The sequence below is a fragment of the Novosphingobium sp. AAP1 genome (assembly GCF_001295765.1).
GTDB classification, from domain to species: Bacteria; Pseudomonadota; Alphaproteobacteria; order Sphingomonadales; family Sphingomonadaceae; genus Novosphingobium; species Novosphingobium capsulatum.
The window spans coordinates 1-16,179 of record NZ_LJHO01000027.1; the positions used below are offsets into that span (position 1 = coordinate 1).

Consider the following 16,179-nt stretch of genomic DNA (forward strand, 5'->3'; position numbering starts at 1 on the left):
GTGCCGCCTTCATCTGCGCCGCGTCAGTGTCCGTGTAATCTACGCAGCCCTCATAGGCTGTCTCACGGCGGCTGTTGAAGAAAGGGATAATGCCATACTTGTCCGCGAACCAGTCTATTAGGTCGGCCTCAACAAACTTGAACATGTCAGTGACATTTTTTCGCCGAGTGCGGCAGACGCGGATTTCGATACGCACGTCCTTTCCGAAACCGTCGATCTCGTGGAGCCACCGCCGAAGGTGCGAGGACAGTCTACCGAGCGCGGAGCCGCGCCCGATGTAAAGCACTGGCGATCGCCCGAACGGATAAGCAATCACGAAATCGCCTTTCATGCGGATGACATACACGCACCGTTTAAGGTCTACGGCGGCATAGCCCTGTGCGTCCAGCGCCTCGACTAATTCCCTCCGTAGCGTCTTCACTATAGCAGCCACGCTGCCCAGTGAGCGATCCGGCTTGAGCTCGATGTGTTCGAGCCAAGTCATATCGACTTTCGGCTTCGCCAAGCCACTTCTCCCTGAATCCCCGGCCGGTCGGCCTCGGTAGCAGGAAGCTTATCTACACCACGCTCTCTGTCTAGCCTTGGACTGCTGGCTGACCGGTTCCGCTGGAAGCGGACGTGCCGGCAGCTTCGTCGGAACGGCGCGAGTTGGTCGCAAGCCGCCCATCTGCGCATTGTGCCACGATCGCCGCAATAGCGGCCATTCAGGCGGCTGAGTTGGCGCGCCGGGAGCGGTCGTTTGTTTATCGATGTCGCTGGCCCCATGAATGGGCCTGGGTTGGGTGGGAAGCGGTCATTCGTTCGCTAAGCGAAAGCACTTAGGATTCCCGAAAAGCAGGCGAGACCGGCAGCGAGGTGGGCAGCCGCCGCAACACCAACGGCGCGGTAATTGTTTGTGGCTATCGCGCTGCCAATCAGAGTGCCGTACAGCGGAAACTGAGCCAGGCCCACGCCGATCTCAATTGGACCAATGCTCCGTTCGAGCAACGTCAGAAGCATGGAAAACGGGAAGAGCGCGCGTGCAGCGACATAAGAGCCATGACCTGCTCCCCCTGACAAAACCGCAGCCACGATCGCCGCAAGCGCTACCAGAGTGCCCATTGCCGCTCCGCGCCATCCCTGCCGGTGTATCAAGGGGGAACGATCCATCGGGACTATTTTCATCGATATGGCGATGGTGCGCAAGTGGGCGCGAGCCGCCCATCTGCGCATCGCGCCGCTATAGCCCACGTTCAGGCCTCGTGGCTGCAGCGTCCGAAGCGGACATAGCTTCAGCCAGTCAAAATTGGCCACCAACGACCGGTTTCAAGGCATGACAAGGGCGCAATGGTGGTCTGAAATTGGAGGGGAAGCGGACACCGATGTGGGGGTAGAGGGCGACCGGCGTTGGCGGCTAGCTGCCATCGTGATGCAATCCTAGGGTCCAGACTCGTTCAGAGCCAGAAGGCCACGGCGGCAGCGAGACATACGGCTGAGAGGAAGTTCCTGGCGAGCTTGTCGTAGCGGGTGGCGATGCGGCGGAAGTCCTTGAGACGGCAGAACATGGCCTCGACCCGCCAGCGATCCTTGTACCGGCGCTCGTCATACTGGATCGGGCGTTTGCGGTTGCGCCGTCCCGGGATCACCGGGATCGTGCCTTGTTCGCGCAAGGCGGCCCTGATGCGGTTCGCGTCGTAGCCACGGTCGGCAATCACTCGCTTCATGCCGATAGTTTCGCCGATCAGCAGGTCTGCGCCCTTCACGTCAGATGTATTGCCGGGCGTCAGGACAAGGCGGAGTGGTCGCCCGAGGACATCGGCAAGGGCGTGGATCTTCGTTGTCCGGCCGCCACGCGAGATCCCAATGGCATTGGCTCGCGCCCCCCCTTTGCCCCACCAGCGCTGCGGTGGGCCTTGATGTAGCTGCTGTCAATCTGACCGGTTTCGGCAATCCAGCCTTCCTCTGTCAGCGCCGCCAGGATGCGCGTCCAGATGCCCCGACGGCTCCACCTGTTCCAGCGATTGTAGACTGTTGTCGATGGTCCATATTCGGCGGGGCAATCCGCCCATCGACCGCCGCATTTGAGCATGTGAATGATGCCGGAAATCACCCTACGATCATCGACACGTCGCGCCCCGGGCTGGTTCTTCGGCAAGTGCGGCTCGATGGCAGCCCAAGCTTCATCCGACAGCCAGAACAACGAACGCGACATTATCAAAGCCTCCTGCCTAAGCGGAGACTCCCTGAATCAGGGCAAGCGCCAATTTTCAAGAGGCTGATTGGGTTTGGACCCTAACCTCGCTAAGGCCTGCACCCCATACCTACATGCAGTTCGACGTGATATGCGGCGCAATGCCCACGCAGCCATTATCTTCCATCGGCGCCAAGGTGGCCCCGGACAATCCGCTTTTCGACCTCGTAACTGAGGCCTACCGCGTCTTTGCTGGCTCCAAACCCAAAAGCACCGAAGTCTGCGAGCAATGCTGTATGGATCAGGGCATAGCAGCCCGATTCTTCGAGACGCCAATTGACTACTTGCCGCTTGAGTATGTGCGTGAATGGTTTTCAGCAGCGACAGTTGTTGGTGGCGTCAGTCAACAAGTGTGGTCCTATCTTCTGCCGCGCATCCTCGAAATCCTGGCTGTGGGAGATGAGCCGAGTTTTGTCGGTCTCGAAGTCAGCCTTAAGCGCTTCCCGACAGGCAAGTCCGCTAACTGGACCAAGCCGCAATGGAACGTGCTCGACAAATTTCAGCGCGCATACTTGGCTCAGGCAGTTGCCGGAGCCGGCGATCATCTTGACGACGTCATCTGCATGTTCAGTTTGGCAAGTTGGCCGCTCAATTCCTTGCTGGAGCAGGTCGAAGCGCAAGACGATGCCGCGTTGGCCGAGCGGCTTTGGCAGGACTGGTGCGAATGGAATCCGGAATTTGTCGGCGAAATCTGGCTGACCCCATTCTGGGAGAAGCCAGAGCGAGCGCGCTTGTTTGAATTCTACACCTCTGAAGCGCTCTACCGGCGAATGGAAGCCCTTGCCTTGTCCGATGCGACCGACTCCGCGCTCGCCGTCAAGGCATCGGCTGTGGTCGAGGTGATTGAGGCCAACGCGGAGTGGGTCAGATAGCTTTAGCGCTCGTGGAGTTGCGCACCGATTGGGTGGAAGTGATCGAAAATGCTGTCCATACGATGGAACGTCCGCAATGTTGTCGGAGGCCGACGTCGAGGCATTCCAATGTCTGCTAACCCGTTTTCGCGTCTGCGAAGCCGCCCTTCCGGATCGTCGAAGGGTTTCGGGCGCCGTGAGGCGTACTAAACCCGGACAGGTACGACCCGCGGTGGGGCTCGCACAGGTCTATGGGCAAAAGGGCTTTGGTGTGGATTGGGGTGGCTGAAGCCTGCCTGCCGGCCAGCTTGTGATGGGCGGAGTAGCAAAGAATTCGGGTGGCCATATGGCTGGAAGTGTCGCTGATCGTGCCGGTAATAGGCCCAATTTCGAATGTGCTGGCGGCGTTGGCGCGCGCATTCCCATTGGCCGGGATGCAGCGATCGCGGCCGTGCTACAGAGTGAGCCATTCCGGATCATGGCCTGTTCTCCCGGGCGAGCGATGGCGATGATGGTGGTGCACGCGGTTGGCACCAGCGAGCGAACGTTTCGATGATGGTCATGTGCCCACCGCAGCATGGGCATAGCGGGCGATGGTCGGGCGGTTCGTCGGGTTCGGGGTCGTCGATCGGCGCGGCGACGCCCAGCAGCCTGCGGGCCAGCGCCATGGTCTCCTTGTGGGTTGAACTGGCGAGCAGGCCATAATGCCGGATGCGGTGGAAGCCGCGCGGCAGGACGTGGATCAGAAAGCGGCGGATGAACTCGTCGGTGGCCAGCGTCATGACCTGCTGGCGTTCGGCGCCATCGCGGCGATAATCCTTGTACCGGAACGTCACGCCGGTCTCGTCGAAGCCGATGAGCCGTCGGTTCGAGATGGCGACGCGATGGGTGTAGCGCGAGAGATAGGCCAGCACCGCCTGCGGCCCCGCAAAAGGAGGCTTGGCATAGACCACCCAGCGCTTTTTCCGGATCGGCGACAGAAACTGCAGGAAGGCCTTACGCGCGGCCAGACCCACCAAAGTGCCGAAGAAGCCGAGCCTTCCCGCATCGAACAACGCTAAGAGGCGCGTGAGGAACAGCCGGCGGACCAAGGTCCCCAGCACGCGCACCGGCAGCAGGAATGCGGGGCGTGACGAGATCCAGCGAGTGCCATCGAGCGTGATGCCGCCGCCGGGCACGATCATGTGCACATGCGGATGATGCGTCAGCGCCGATCCCCACGTGTGCAATACAGCGGTGATGCCAATCCGCGCGCCGAGGTGCTTGGGATCGGCGGCGATGGTCAGCATCGTGTCTGCGGCAGCGCGGAACAGCAGGTCATAGACCACCGCCTTGTTCTGCCAGGCAATGTCGGCGATCTCGGCGGGTACGGTGAACACCACATGGAAGTAGCCGACCGGTAATAGATCGGCCTCGCGCGCGGCCAGCCAGGTGCGCGCGGCGGCGCCCTGACATTTGGGACAGTGCCGGTTGCGACATGAGTTGTAGGCGATCCGCCAATGCCCGCAGTCGTCGCAGGCCTCGACGTGACCGCCCAGCGCGGCGGTGCGGCAATTCTCGATGGCCATCATGATCTTGAGCTGGCCGAGGCTCAGATGCCCGGCATGGGCCGCCCGATAGGCGGGCCCGGCGCTACGGAAGATATCGGCGACCTCGAGCGAGGCGCGCACCGGTTCAACCGGGAGGAGCGGCCTGCGTCGCCGGGAACATCGCCAACCTATCGAGTGGGCTGACCACCGCCTTGACCGTGCGGATGGCCACCCGGGTGTAAAGCGTCGTGGTTTGCAATTGGGTATGCCCCAGCAGCGCCTGGATGACGCGAATATCGACGCCATCTTCCAACAGGTGGGTGGCAAAGCTGTGGCGCAAAGTATGGGGTCCGACCCGCTTGGTAATCCCCGCCGTGTGGGCAGCTTCGGCGGCGATGCGGTGAACCTGCCGGGTGCTGATGGGTTTGAGATAGTGCTGGCCGGGGAAGAGCCAGCCATCCGGGTGCATCACGCCTTCTTTGCGCCCGATCTTCCACCATTCGCGCAGGAGAAGCAGCAGGTCTTGGGCAAGCATGGCATTGCGACTGTGGCCACCTTTGCCGCACTCGACCCGCAGCAGCATCCGCTCGCTGTCGATGTCGCGCACCCGCAGATGGGTCACTTCTGCGGCGCGAAGGCCAGCCCCGTAAGCCACCGACAGGATCGCCTGATGCTTGATACTCGTCGTCGCATCGAGCATCCGGCTCACTTCATCGCGGCTGAGCACGGTTGGCAAACCACGCGGATGCTTCACCCGATGGAGTCTGCGGATTACGTCAGGCCGATCGAGCGTGCGGATGAAGAAAAACCGAAGCGCCGAAACCGCCATGTTCATCGCCGGCGCGCCAAACCCCGTCTCGGTCTGCTCGATCTGGTAGCGGCGTAGGTCCTCCTCAGTGGCGGTGTCGGGTGGGCGTCCCAGCCAGATCGCAAACCGCGTGATATCCCGCAAATAGCCGTGCTGCGTGGTGCGGCACAGCCGATGCAGATTCATGTCTTCAATCATACGCTCCCGCAGCGTGGTGGCAGGGGCTGGCATTGTGGTATTGGTCATCGATCGACTCCTTGTGGAAGGAGCCGCGAAAATCTGCCTCTCGTCAGCGGGGCTCAACCGAAGAAATCAGCCCGAGGGGCAGCGCAACCTCGCCACAAGCACCATTCCCGCGCCAGCGGGTTCGTACTCGTCCGCCATCCCTGGCATTCCTGATGGGCCGACTTTTGGCAGATCATCGCCGCGCGCCGGTGTTGAAGGCGGCATTGGGAATGCACCGCTACCTGGCCTCGTCGACCCGATAGAACATGGGATTGCGCATCCATTCGCGGATGGCGGATTCACGCCAGCCAGTGCAGCGCGTAGCGATGCGCACCTGCTTGGGGAACGTGCCCGCCTGGATCTTCCGATAGAGGGTGGCGCGGGTCAGGCCGGTGCGATCGAGTACGGCGTTGAGGCGCAGAATGCGGTCCGGGGGTTGTTCGGTCATGGCGTGGTCTTGCTGTGCTGTGGTTGGTTCTCTTGCTCCTTTGTTGTGAGATTTGCCGGTCTGCGGCCGGCGCCAAGAGTGCCGAAAACGGTGCCAATGCGCCGATTTTACGCCATTTGACCCCAGGGTGTCCGATCTTACCCAAGGATGCGAAAAAGAAATTTTGATGGTCGTGCAGATTGTGTCTCAGGCCGTCTCGGCCTGACCGCGCTCTCCTTCTGCTGAGCTCCAGTCGAGCCGGCTCCGCATTCTCGTCGGCATGGCCGGTACGATCGCTGACACCTGGCCCGGCCATGCTGTCCGGTCCTGTCGGTCCGCCTCTGGCTCCCCTCCAGTTGTCGCCGCGCTTTGGGTGCGCGGCGGCGTTTGCCTCGGCTCCAGGGTGACGGGGGGCGTCACGGCCCTGTAGCCCCGCCGCGACGGGGTGCAACCCGGCCCGCTGCGCGGGTCCGGGTGCTCCACGTTGTTGCGCCCTTCGGTGCACCCCGCCGCCTGACGCGGGGCTGTCGGTCCGCTCCTGCCGCCCCCCGCCACCCCGGCGCCGGGCCATGGCGGTTTAAGGAGCTTGAAGATCATGAGCACCGTGAGCACAACTGAACGCCAGTCCCTCTATGCCGAGGTGACCTCCCGCATCATTGCCGAACTCGAAGCCGGACGCCTGCCCTGGGTGCAGCCATGGGATGCCAGCCGCTGTCCCTGCATGCTGCCCCACAATGCCGGTTCAGGCCGGACTTATTCGGGGATCAATGTTCTCATTCTCTGGACCTCTGCCATCGAGCAGGGCTTTTCGTCGCAGCGCTGGCTGACCTATCGCCAGGCCGAAGCAGCCGGGGGCCAAGTCCGGCGCGGCGAGAAGGGCACGGTGGTCTGCTATGCCGATCGCTTCACCCCGCGCGAGGAAGCCGCCAAGGCCCGGGACGAAGACCGCGAAGCGCGCACCGTGGCCTTTCTCAAGCGCTTTACCGTGTTCAGCCTCGACCAGTGCGAGGGCCTGCCCGAAGATATGATTGCTCCAGTGGCGTCGATTGCACCCGAGCTGGCCATTGCCGGCGCCGATCGCGTGATCCAGGGCAGTGGGGTGACCTTCCGCATCGGGGGCGGGGAAGCGTTCTATTCGCCCAGCCATGACGTGGTGCAGGTGCCGCCCCAGGCTGCCTTCCCCGAGCCGATCAACTGGTTCCGCACGGCCCTCCACGAACTGGGTCACGCGACAGGCCACAAGAGCCGGCTGGACCGGGACCAGACCGGCAAGTTCGGTTCTGCGTCCTACGGAAAAGAGGAACTTGTTGCGGAAATGGCCAGTGCCTTTGCCTGTGCCGCGCTGGGCATTGTCCCGACCGTGCGGCATTCCGATTACATTGGGGCTTGGCTCGAAGTGCTGCGTGCCGACGAGAAGGCGATCTTCCGCGCCGCCAGTGCGGCGAGCAAGGCGGCGGACTTGCTGCTAGCCTGTGGGGAGGACCGGCCATGAGCTCGCCTCTCCCGCCCGAATGGGGCACGCCCGTCCTGCCGGCGATCTCGCCGCGCACATTCTGGCGTCGGGGCGAGCGTGGTCTGCGCCGCATGACCAAGCGGCAGCGGGCGATCTTTGCGGCCGTGCGCTTCGAGGGCGCCAGCTATGCCGAGCTGGCCCAGCGCCATGGCATCAGTGTCGAGGCGGTGCAGGCCGAACTGGCAAAGGCCCTCTCCACGCTGACCCGTGCGGTCTATGGGCACTGGTGGCAGCGCTGGTGGCCGTGGTGAAAATTCAGGCCGCCCGATGGCTAGCCATTGGGCGGCACCGTTGTGTGGGTCGCATCAGGTGAAGTCGTCAACGGAGTAGAACATGGGGTTCTGCAACCATTGGTCGAGCGCGCTGCGGCGCCAGCCCACGCAGCGCGTGGCGATGCGCGACTGCTTGGGAAAGGTCCCGTTCTGAACCTTGCGATAGAGCGTCGCGCGCGAGAGCCCGGTTTCCTTGAGCACCTGGGGCAGACGCACGAAGGAATTGGGAGAGGTAGAATTCATGGCACATCCTTCCTGTTTGATGGGTTGGACTGGCCGGCCACGAGTAGAATTGGGGCGTTGCGGGAAAAGCGCAAGAACCTGAGAATTCAGGGAATGTGGCATCTGCCGCGAGCACGCTGCCCGGTACACCCGTGCGTACCGGTACGACCTCGCACGAACACCAAAAAATTTTGCGCGCAGGGGCTGCGCGGCGGACAAACCGCGAAGTTCAGCGGTGTCACGCAGTCTACCGCCCCCAATCGGTCTCACCGCGCGAATCAGTCTTGCGCGGCGAGACCGATCAGGACGGTGCCCGGCGCTGCTTGCGTCTGCCGTGCCCGGTCACTTCCGCGACGTGGTCCAACAGCGCTACAATGATGTCGCGAACCTCCCCGGCGGCAAAGCCTCCCGTGTCAGGCTTGATGCCGTGGGCGCGGCTAAGGTCGTTCCATTTCCAGTAGGGCGAGAGCACGTCCATCAGCCGCTCGGTTTCCGTCTCCTCGCAACCGAAGCCAGTGGCATTGGCGTAGGCCAGGGAACGATCGACATGGAGGCCGATGTACTTTGCGCACCACGCGTCGGGGAAACCCACGTCGAGCAGGTGCGACGACATCGCCAGCTGCGCGACGATGCCGGCGGAGTAGAACAGATAGGAAGTGTCATCGGCCATGGGAGAGGTCAGCGATCCCATGAACTCGCCTGCACGCTGGTAGCGATCCAGGCTGAGTGCGCGGCCTTCGCGCGTGCGCAGGAGCCGGACGGGCCGCGCATCGTAGCGCCGCCATAGCGCGCCAAGCTCAGAATTCTCGTTCGGCAAAGTGATGATGGCAGCGCCCAGCGCGGGGGCGCCAACGTGGGATGAAGTAGCAGGAACGATCGTGTCCATATGTACCTCCGGTCCGCGTCAGAAGCGGGGAGCGGAAGGCCTCAGGTCATCACGCGGACTGACCCCGAGCTCCCGCACGCTTGCGCGCGGGAGCCGCCGGAGCTGGTAACATGTCAGTAACATGCGCCGCCGTCTTTAACCCGAAGGTCTGGACATACACGACGACACCCCGGAAAACCGCGTTTTCCGAGTTGGCTTTACTGACGGGATTACCAGTCCCGGCGCCGCCTTTTGCGCAGCGCGGTCTCACGATACCAGACGAGAATCCGCGCGCCAAGTTTTTGCGTGAATTATGGAAAAGCGGGGCTGCACCGTCAGCGTCGGCCGAGGATCCCCGCATGCTCTCGGCCAGCCGACCCCGCCGCGTCCGCACATCGCAAAAGCTCCGGCGGATAAGCGGCCTTAAGCCTCGCGCGTCTCGCCGGCTCCATCGCGCAGCGCATTGGCAATCATCGCCGCGAGCGTTTCTTCGGCACGGGCGCGGATGGCGTCGTCTTTGGCGTCCAGGTCGTGCCGGATCCATTGCTGCGCGCGCCCGATGACGGTGAGGACGATGGCGGAAGTGGTGTCGTCCATGCCCATGCCTATGGGGATGAAGTGACGGTGCGGCAACTGCCCGCGCGGCGTCTCCTCAGCTTCTTCTGGCACGGGGGCACTTGGTTGACGATCAACCGTTCACTTGTGCGCGATCCTCATCGTCCGCAAATGCCCGCTGCCCCCGTCGCCGCCACAGCGTGAACTGGTTGCCGGTCTCGTCAGAACGCAGCTTGGCCGCCGCCTCGACCAGCAGACCGAGGATGACGGCGCGATCATCGTCGGTCAGTTCGACGATGCCGGCCTTGGCAATCAGCCCGCCCAGCTCGATCAGCTGCCGCGTGCGCTCTCGGCGCTTCACCTGCCAGGCTCTTGTGTCATGCCGCGCCTGTTGCAGGGCCAGGCGATGGCGGGCGCTGGTCGTGCGGCGCTGCTGATTGCGCGTTGTCGCCAGTGCCTCGGCCAGTCGCCTGTTCGGTCCGCTCGCCAGAAAAGAACGCGGCGCCGCGTTTGCGCCATCCCTCCCGTCGGGTTGGATCGGTGATGGCGGCCATCGATAGCAGCGCGCCGGCCAGTTCCTCGATGGTCAGTGCGTCGGCGCCAGTCGCCTCGACCAGTTCGCCCAACTGGCTCTGCTTGCGTGCCTTGAGTTGCTTGGCCTTGGCGGTAAGCGCCTTGAGGTCCTCGTCATAGTTGCGGGGCTTGCGCATGTCTGGTGTCCTGTGACGGCGATCTGTTGCGCCGTGAGGCCTCCCAGTTATCGGCCTTGACGATCAATGCCAATTCCATGAAACCTCATGGGATTCTGCCGTCCCGAGAATGATGAAATCTTTTGAGGGCGCGCTTATACGTCGTGCCGACGTGCGCTTTTAGGCGTATCTGGTGTGTCGCCATGGCGATCTACCACTTCTCGGCCAAAGTTGTTTCGCGCGGTGCCGGCTCGAGCGCCGTGGCCGCCGCTGCCTATCGCTCGGCCGATCGGCTCTATGATCAGCGGCTCGACCGACACCACGATTTCTCCAACAAGACCGGTGTCGTGCACAGCGAAGTCATGCTGCCCGAAGGCGCGCCGGAAGAATGGCGCGACCGGGCGACGCTGTGGAACGACGTCGAAGCCGTCGAAGTGCGCAAGGACGCGCAGCTGGCCCGCGAGATCGAGTTCGCCATTCCGCGTGAGATGAGCCAGGGCGATGGCATCCAATTGGCGCGGGACTTTGTGCAGAAGGAATTCGTCGACCGGGGCATGGTCGCCGATCTCAATGTGCATTGGGATGTCGGGCCCGACGGCCTCGCCAAGCCGCATGCTCATGTGATGCTGGGCATGCGCGAAGTTGGAGCGGATGGGTTCGGCGCCAAGGTGCGCGAGTGGAATAAGACCGAACTGCTGACCCACTGGCGCGAAGCCTGGGCCGAGCACGTCAATGCGCGGCTTGCGCAGCTCGATATCGACGCGCGGATCGATCACCGCAGCCTGGAGGCTCAGGGCATCGATCTCGAGCCGCAGAACAAGATCGGCCCGGCCGCGGCACGCATGGCCCAGGAAGGCCTGGTCCGCGAGCGGCTGGAAGAGCATTTTGCCATCGCGAGGAGCAATGGCGAGAAGATCCTCGAAAACCCCGGCATCGCGCTCGATGCCATCACCCACCAACAGGCCACGTTCACTGCCCGCGACCTTGCCACGTTCGTGCACCGGCACAGCGAAGGGAAGGACCAGTTCGACGCCGTGCTGGCGGCAGTGCGGGGTTCGCCCGATCTGGTCCGACTGGGACCAGACGGACGCGGCGAGGAGCGCTTCACCTCGCGCGCCATGCTCGAGACCGAACAGCGGCTGGAGCAGGCCACGGCCAGGCTCGACGCGCAGTGGCATCACGCCGTCCCTGACCGCCATCTGGCCGCCGCGCTGGACCGCGCCGAAGCCCGTGGCCTGGTGCTGTCGGTCGAGCAGCACCATGCGCTCGAGCATGTCACCAGGCGTGGGGGCATTGCCAGCGTGATCGGCTATGCCGGTACCGGCAAGAGCGCGATGCTCGGCGTGGCGCGCGAGGCGTGGGAGAAAGCCGGCTACGAGGTGCGCGGCATTGCCCTGTCCGGCATCGCTGCCGAGAACCTGGAAAACGGCTCGGGCATTGCCTCGCGCACCATTGCCAGTCTCGAGCACCAGTGGGCGCAGGGACGCGAGACGCTGAGGCCCAATTCTATCCTGGTGATCGACGAAGCCGGTATGATCGGCACGCGCCAGATGGAACGCGTGATCAGTGAAGCCGAGCGTCAGGGCGCCAAGGTCGTGCTAGTTGGTGATCCGCAGCAGCTCCAGGCGATCGAAGCGGGCGCCGCCTTTCGCAGCATGGCCGAGCGGCATGGTGCCGTCGAAATCACCGAGGTGCGCCGGCAGGCCGAGGAATGGCAGCGCGACGCCACGCGGCACTTGGCTACAGGCCGAACTGGCGAAGCCATCGAGGCTTATCACGCGGCCGGTCTGGTGGTCGAATCACGCACCCGCGAATCGGCGCGCGATGCCTTGATCGAGCGCTGGGATGCCGATCGGCAGGCTCATCCCGAGGCCAGCCGGCTTATTCTCACCCACACCAATGCAGAATGCGATGAACTGAATGCGCAGGCCCGGGATCGCCTGCGCGATCATGGCACGCTGGGTGCCGATGTCGCAGTCGAGACCACCCGTGGCCAGCGCTTGTTTGCCGACCAGGACCGCATCATGTTCCTGCGCAACGAACGCGAACTGGGTGTGAAGAATGGCATGTTGGGCACCATCGAGCGGGTTGATCGCACCGGCATGGCCGTGCGGCTCGACGATGGGCGCACCGTGGCTTTCGACCACAAGGTATATGCCGACCTCACCCATGGCTACGCCGCCACGGTACACAAGTCGCAAGGGGCCACGCTCGATCGCGTCCATGTTCTGGCCACGCCTGGGCTCGATCGCCATGGTGCCTATGTCGCGCTTTCGCGGCATCGTGATCATGTCGAGCTGCATTACGCCAAGGCTGACTTTACCGACCGAGAGCGGCTGGCCCAGCGCATGTCGCGTGACCGGTCCAAGGACATGGTGCGCGATTACACCGGCAACCACCCGGACCACAAAGCCGAGCCCGCCCTACAGCCACCAGCCAGTGCAGAACAAACCGAACGTAAGCAGGGCCGCTTTGCCGGGTTGCGCCTCAGTGTGCCCAGCTTTGCCAGGCCGCCTGCCCAGGACCAGCAGGCAACCCACGACCACACCAAGCCGGGCCTGGCAGCAGCGCAGCAGATCGGAACCAGGCCCAGCCTCGACCAGGCGGTCGAGCGCTATGCCCGCGCTACGGCGGAGATCGAACGCATGACCGGACAGCAACTCCCCGCGCTCGAATACCAGAAGGCCGCGCAGGCCCGTGCGGCCCAGGCGCTCGATGCGCTGCCTGGCGGCAGCGCGCTCGATCTCGGCACCGCGTTCCAGCGCAACCCTGGCCTCATGGCCGAGGTCACCACCGGCCGCACCGCCAATGCCATCCGCGCCATGAAGCTCGAAGCCGAAATCCGCGCCAATCCCGAACTGCGCGCCGATCGCTTCGTCCAGTCCTGGCAGCAGTTGCAGGCCCAGCGTAACAGTCTCAGCGGCTCCAGCAACCGTGAGGCACGCCAGCACGTAGAGAGCCAGATGCGCGCCATGGCCAAGGGCCTGGAGAAGGACCACGAACTGGGCAATGCACTCAGCAAGCGCGGAACCCAGCTGATTGGCAAACAGTGGTCGCGGGAATGGTCGCCGGGCGTCAGTGGCCATGACATCACCGAGGCCGCCAGGACCAGGTCCATCGCCCAGCAACTGACCCACTCGCTCGAGCGTGGGCGCGACCGGGGGTTGGGGCTGTGAGCGACGCTGCCGCCCCTCGCGCAAGCACCGAGTCAGACCTCGACCGCCCGGAAGTGGCGTTCGAGATCATGACCCACAAGCTTGCCGTCCTCATCGCCGCTGTCGAAGGCTTTGCGGCCCGGCAGCAGGAACTGCACAGCCGGGACTACACCGAAGACCTGGCCCGCATCCATACCTGCCAGGAGGACGCGGCAGCCGCGATCGAGACGCTGGCCAGCAGTCCCGCGCTTCAGCTGACGCCAGAGGCCATTGCTGGCCAGATCCATCACGCGACGGCCAAGGCCAGTGAGGTTGAACGACAGCACTTCGGCGCAGCGCGGATTGACCTGGATCGCACCGTCCTCACGATCAACGACATCGTGCAATCCATCCTGAGGATGTTTCAGCAACTGCGCTGGCTGGGTATCGCGGCGGCGGTCGGTGTGGTCGCCGGCTTCTTGCTGGGCTGGATTGTTCCGGACTTCGTAGACAGGGCGGCGCCGGAAAGCTGGCACTGGCCAGAGGAGCGTGCGGCCAGCCTTCTCCAGCGTGATGGCTGGGCAGCTGGGGAGCGGATGTTGCAGGTGTCCGATCCGCAGCGGTGGGAGGCCTTGCGGGAAGCCGCCAGCATTTGGGCGAGCAATGCCAAAGCGTTGGAGAATTGCAAGAAGCGTGCGGCGAAGGTCGGTAAGGGCGTGATTTGTTCGATCTCGGTAGGCGATCCCCATAAGCCAGCCCAAGGTCGGCTATACCCGGTGACGGAGCACACTTCGTGGCTTCCTTAGCCTAATCATGGCTGAAATTTGATAGGGTCCGACTGATACCAACCTGCGCGGTGTCTGACTCACGGGGGATTTCCAAGGCAGCGAAAATCTGAATCTATGTGGCGGCATAGGAGTGCGGTGCCATGGGTTCAGCGATCAGTTTGCGGGAGGATTTTGACGGGGCGGCCCTGCGGCGATTGTCGCGAACGACGAAAAGCGCGAACCAGGCGCGTCGGCTGTTGGGTTTGGCCGAGATTTACGACGGCGGCAGCCGGGGCGCAGCGGCCCGGATCGGCAGCGTCGGGCTTCAGATCGTGCGGGACTGGGTGATCAGGTTCAATGCCCGTGGTCCCGATGGACTTCTGGATGGCAAGGCGCCCGGCCGCCGTTCGCGGTTGAACTATGCGCAGCGTCGGGCACTGGTCGATGTTGTGGAAAGCGGTCCGATCCCGGCGATCCACGGGGTGGTGCGCTGGCGGCTGATCGACCTGGCCCAGTGGCTTTATGACGAATTTGCCGTCTCGCTCGACGAGACCAACATCAGCCGCGAATTGAAGAAGCTGGGCTACGTGAAGCTGACCGCTCGTCCTCGTCATCATGCCCAGAACGAGCATGCGATGGAAGCCTTCAAAAGGGGGGCTTCGCTGCCGAGTTGGCAAAGGTCCGAGCAAGCCTCCCGAGAGGAACGCCAGTAGAAATCTGGTTCCAGGATGAAGCCCGCGTCGGGCAGAAGAACAAGATTACGCGGCGCTGGGCACGACGCGGGACACGGCCATCGGCACCGAAGGACCAGCGGACGAAATCGGCCTACATCTTCGGCGCGATCTGCCCCGAACACGGCAAGGGTGCCGGGCTCGTCCTGCCATTCTGCAATACCGAAACCATGGCGCTGCACCTTTCCGAGATCTCGCTCGCCGTCGCACCGGACGCCCATGCAGTCGTCCTGATGGATCAGGCCGGATGGCACACGACCGGCAAGCTCGAGGTGCCCGCCAACATCAGCATCGTCGCGCTGCCCGCCAAGTGCCCCGAGCTCAACCCGGTCGAAACTTCTGGCAGTTCATGCGCGACAACTGGCTGTCGAACCGGGTCTTCACATCCTACGACAACATCATCGACCACTGCTGCGAGGCGTGGAACAAGCTCATCGATCAGCCATGGCGCATCATGACAATCGGTCGCCGGAAATGGGCGCGTGGGTCATGATCAATGCAGGTTGGTATGAGACCTCGATCCGAAATTTGCTAAGCAATACCATCATTTTATAATTCAGTTTCTTTGCGAAGAGATGGCCTGGATAATGGCATGGACTGATACGGCTGGAGAAGACCATAGCCGGAAAGGGCTGCGTTATTCATCCGACATGAAGGATCGGGAATGGGATTTGCTGGCGCCCTTTATCCCGCCGGCCAGGACGGGCGGTCGCCGCCGCACGACGGACATGCGCCAGGTGGTCAATGCGTTGGTCTATCTGGCGTATCTGGCGTCAGCCGGTTCCGTATGGCGATTGCTGCCCAAATGCTACGCGCCAGTGTCGACGGTCGGGCGGTGTTTTTACGACTGGCGCAACGCCGGTCTGTTCGAGACCATCAACACGCTGTTGGTCATGAGCCTGCTCGAGACCGGTGGCCGCGAGCCATCGCGCAGCGCGGGGGTGATCGACAGTCAGAGTGTCAAAACCACCGATTCCGAGGGATATAGCGGCTATGATGCAGGTAAAAAATCAACGGCTGCAAGCTTCACATCCTCACCGACACCTCTGGATTCCCGATTTCCGTTCTGGTCCAAACGGCTGATATTCAGGATCGTGACGGGGCTGTCGGTGTGCTTAAGGCGGTGCTTGGTCGCTTCCCGTCATCGAACGTGTCGTGGTGGTGATGCGCCGGGGACAAGCTGAAGACGGTGCTGGAGCCCATGGGCGACTGACCCATCCAGATCATCAAGCGCTCTGACGCGCAAAGGCTTTGCTATCCTGCCCCGCCGGTGTTTGGTCGAGCGGACCTTTGCATGGCGCTGCCGCTGCTGCGGCCTGGCCAAGAATTGGGAAACCACCATCGCTTCTTCAACCGCATGG

Annotated in this window: 15 protein-coding genes and 3 pseudogenes; 7 read left to right on the forward strand and 11 right to left on the reverse strand. The window is 63.2% G+C overall.

What is annotated here, in order from left to right; genetic code table 11:
* The 3 genes and pseudogenes from IP65_RS20140 to IP65_RS21125 form a co-directional block, all read right to left on the reverse strand.
* On the reverse strand, window positions 1-505 hold a 505-nt coding region (locus IP65_RS20140), incomplete at its 3' end, for a hypothetical protein (protein ID WP_197279305.1).
* Window positions 506-804: 299 nt separating this feature from the next.
* Window positions 805-1,149 (reverse strand): hypothetical protein, encoded by a 345-nt coding sequence (locus IP65_RS20145; protein WP_197279306.1) that lies wholly within the window; start codon window positions 1,147-1,149, stop codon window positions 805-807.
* A gap of 284 nt (window positions 1,150-1,433) precedes the next feature.
* Window positions 1,434-2,191 (reverse strand): annotated as a pseudogene (locus IP65_RS21125) (IS5 family transposase).
* A gap of 113 nt (window positions 2,192-2,304) precedes the next feature.
* On the opposite strand from IP65_RS21125, the gene IP65_RS20155 reads away from it, so the two are divergent.
* The gene (locus IP65_RS20155) at window positions 2,305-3,102 is read left to right on the forward strand and encodes a hypothetical protein (protein ID WP_054132833.1); all 798 of its coding nucleotides are present in this window, start codon (window positions 2,305-2,307) and stop codon (window positions 3,100-3,102) included.
* 455 nt (window positions 3,103-3,557) lie between these two features.
* Here IP65_RS20155 and IP65_RS20160 read toward each other — a convergent pair whose 3' ends face one another.
* The 3 genes from IP65_RS20160 to IP65_RS20170 all read right to left on the reverse strand — a co-directional run bounded on the left by IP65_RS20160 (window position 3,558) and on the right by IP65_RS20170 (window position 6,091).
* The gene (locus IP65_RS20160; RefSeq protein WP_054132834.1) at window positions 3,558-4,751 is read right to left on the reverse strand and encodes an IS91 family transposase; all 1,194 of its coding nucleotides are present in this window, start codon (window positions 4,749-4,751) and stop codon (window positions 3,558-3,560) included.
* Window positions 4,752-4,755: 4 nt separating this feature from the next.
* Entirely contained in the window at window positions 4,756-5,664 is a 909-nt protein-coding gene (locus tag IP65_RS20165) for a site-specific integrase (protein ID WP_054132835.1), read from the reverse strand.
* A gap of 217 nt (window positions 5,665-5,881) precedes the next feature.
* A complete protein-coding gene (locus IP65_RS20170) occupies window positions 5,882-6,091 on the reverse strand; it encodes an AlpA family transcriptional regulator (RefSeq protein ID WP_054132836.1) in 210 nt (69 codons plus the stop codon).
* Between the two features lie 574 nt (window positions 6,092-6,665).
* Here IP65_RS20170 and IP65_RS20175 point away from each other — a divergent pair.
* Both IP65_RS20175 and IP65_RS20180 read left to right on the forward strand, forming a co-directional pair.
* The gene (locus tag IP65_RS20175) at window positions 6,666-7,562 is read left to right on the forward strand and encodes an ArdC family protein (RefSeq protein ID WP_054132846.1); all 897 of its coding nucleotides are present in this window, start codon (window positions 6,666-6,668) and stop codon (window positions 7,560-7,562) included.
* Window positions 7,559-7,834, forward strand: a complete 276-nt coding sequence (locus IP65_RS20180) for a sigma factor-like helix-turn-helix DNA-binding protein (protein WP_054132837.1) — start codon at window positions 7,559-7,561, stop codon at window positions 7,832-7,834. The genes IP65_RS20175 and IP65_RS20180 overlap by 4 nt, the downstream gene beginning before the upstream one ends.
* Window positions 7,835-7,888: 54 nt before the next feature.
* Here IP65_RS20180 and IP65_RS20185 read toward each other — a convergent pair whose 3' ends face one another.
* The 5 genes from IP65_RS20185 to IP65_RS20205 form a co-directional block, all read right to left on the reverse strand.
* A complete protein-coding gene (locus tag IP65_RS20185; RefSeq protein WP_054132838.1) occupies window positions 7,889-8,098 on the reverse strand; it encodes an AlpA family transcriptional regulator in 210 nt (69 codons plus the stop codon).
* Between the two features lie 280 nt (window positions 8,099-8,378).
* Complete coding sequence (locus IP65_RS20190) at window positions 8,379-8,963, reverse strand: hypothetical protein (protein ID WP_054132839.1); 585 nt, start codon at window positions 8,961-8,963, stop codon at window positions 8,379-8,381.
* A gap of 402 nt (window positions 8,964-9,365) precedes the next feature.
* On the reverse strand, window positions 9,366-9,539 hold the full coding sequence (locus IP65_RS21835; protein ID WP_197279307.1) for a hypothetical protein: 174 nt from the start codon (window positions 9,537-9,539) through the stop codon (window positions 9,366-9,368).
* Window positions 9,540-9,630: 91 nt separating this feature from the next.
* On the reverse strand, window positions 9,631-9,858 hold the full coding sequence (locus tag IP65_RS20200; protein ID WP_054132841.1) for a conjugal transfer protein TraD: 228 nt from the start codon (window positions 9,856-9,858) through the stop codon (window positions 9,631-9,633).
* 16 nt (window positions 9,859-9,874) lie between these two features.
* Window positions 9,875-10,207 (reverse strand): conjugal transfer protein TraD, encoded by a 333-nt coding sequence (locus IP65_RS20205; protein WP_054132842.1) that lies wholly within the window; start codon window positions 10,205-10,207, stop codon window positions 9,875-9,877.
* 182 nt (window positions 10,208-10,389) lie between these two features.
* Here IP65_RS20205 and traA point away from each other — a divergent pair, with 182 nt between their 5' ends.
* The 4 genes and pseudogenes from traA to IP65_RS21135 all read left to right on the forward strand — a co-directional run.
* Entirely contained in the window at window positions 10,390-13,362 is a 2,973-nt protein-coding gene (gene traA / locus IP65_RS20210; RefSeq protein WP_054132843.1) for a Ti-type conjugative transfer relaxase TraA, read from the forward strand.
* Entirely contained in the window at window positions 13,359-14,126 is a 768-nt protein-coding gene (locus tag IP65_RS20215; protein ID WP_054132844.1) for a DUF6118 family protein, read from the forward strand. The genes traA and IP65_RS20215 overlap by 4 nt, the downstream gene beginning before the upstream one ends.
* A gap of 122 nt (window positions 14,127-14,248) precedes the next feature.
* Window positions 14,249-15,311, forward strand: a pseudogene (locus tag IP65_RS21130) (IS630 family transposase).
* Between the two features lie 94 nt (window positions 15,312-15,405).
* Window positions 15,406-16,179 (forward strand): annotated as a pseudogene (locus IP65_RS21135) (IS5 family transposase); the annotation flags it as partial.

What these genes read in the sequence shown, in the direction of transcription:
- IP65_RS20145 (WP_197279306.1), bottom strand. Translation starts at nt 1,149, where the DNA reads ATGGATCGTTCCCCCTTGATACACCGGCAGGGATGGCGCGGAGCGGCA.
- IP65_RS20155 (WP_054132833.1), top strand. Translation starts at nt 2,305, where the DNA reads ATGCAGTTCGACGTGATATGCGGCGCAATGCCCACGCAGCCATTATCT.
- IP65_RS20165 (WP_054132835.1), bottom strand. Translation starts at nt 5,664, where the DNA reads ATGACCAATACCACAATGCCAGCCCCTGCCACCACGCTGCGGGAGCGT.
- IP65_RS20170 (WP_054132836.1), bottom strand. Translation starts at nt 6,091, where the DNA reads ATGACCGAACAACCCCCGGACCGCATTCTGCGCCTCAACGCCGTACTC.
- IP65_RS20175 (WP_054132846.1), top strand. Translation starts at nt 6,666, where the DNA reads ATGAGCACCGTGAGCACAACTGAACGCCAGTCCCTCTATGCCGAGGTG.
- IP65_RS20180 (WP_054132837.1), top strand. Translation starts at nt 7,559, where the DNA reads ATGAGCTCGCCTCTCCCGCCCGAATGGGGCACGCCCGTCCTGCCGGCG.
- IP65_RS20185 (WP_054132838.1), bottom strand. Translation starts at nt 8,098, where the DNA reads ATGAATTCTACCTCTCCCAATTCCTTCGTGCGTCTGCCCCAGGTGCTC.
- IP65_RS20190 (WP_054132839.1), bottom strand. Translation starts at nt 8,963, where the DNA reads ATGGACACGATCGTTCCTGCTACTTCATCCCACGTTGGCGCCCCCGCG.
- IP65_RS21835 (WP_197279307.1), bottom strand. Translation starts at nt 9,539, where the DNA reads ATGGACGACACCACTTCCGCCATCGTCCTCACCGTCATCGGGCGCGCG.
- IP65_RS20205 (WP_054132842.1), bottom strand. Translation starts at nt 10,207, where the DNA reads ATGCGCAAGCCCCGCAACTATGACGAGGACCTCAAGGCGCTTACCGCC.
- traA (WP_054132843.1), top strand. Translation starts at nt 10,390, where the DNA reads ATGGCGATCTACCACTTCTCGGCCAAAGTTGTTTCGCGCGGTGCCGGC.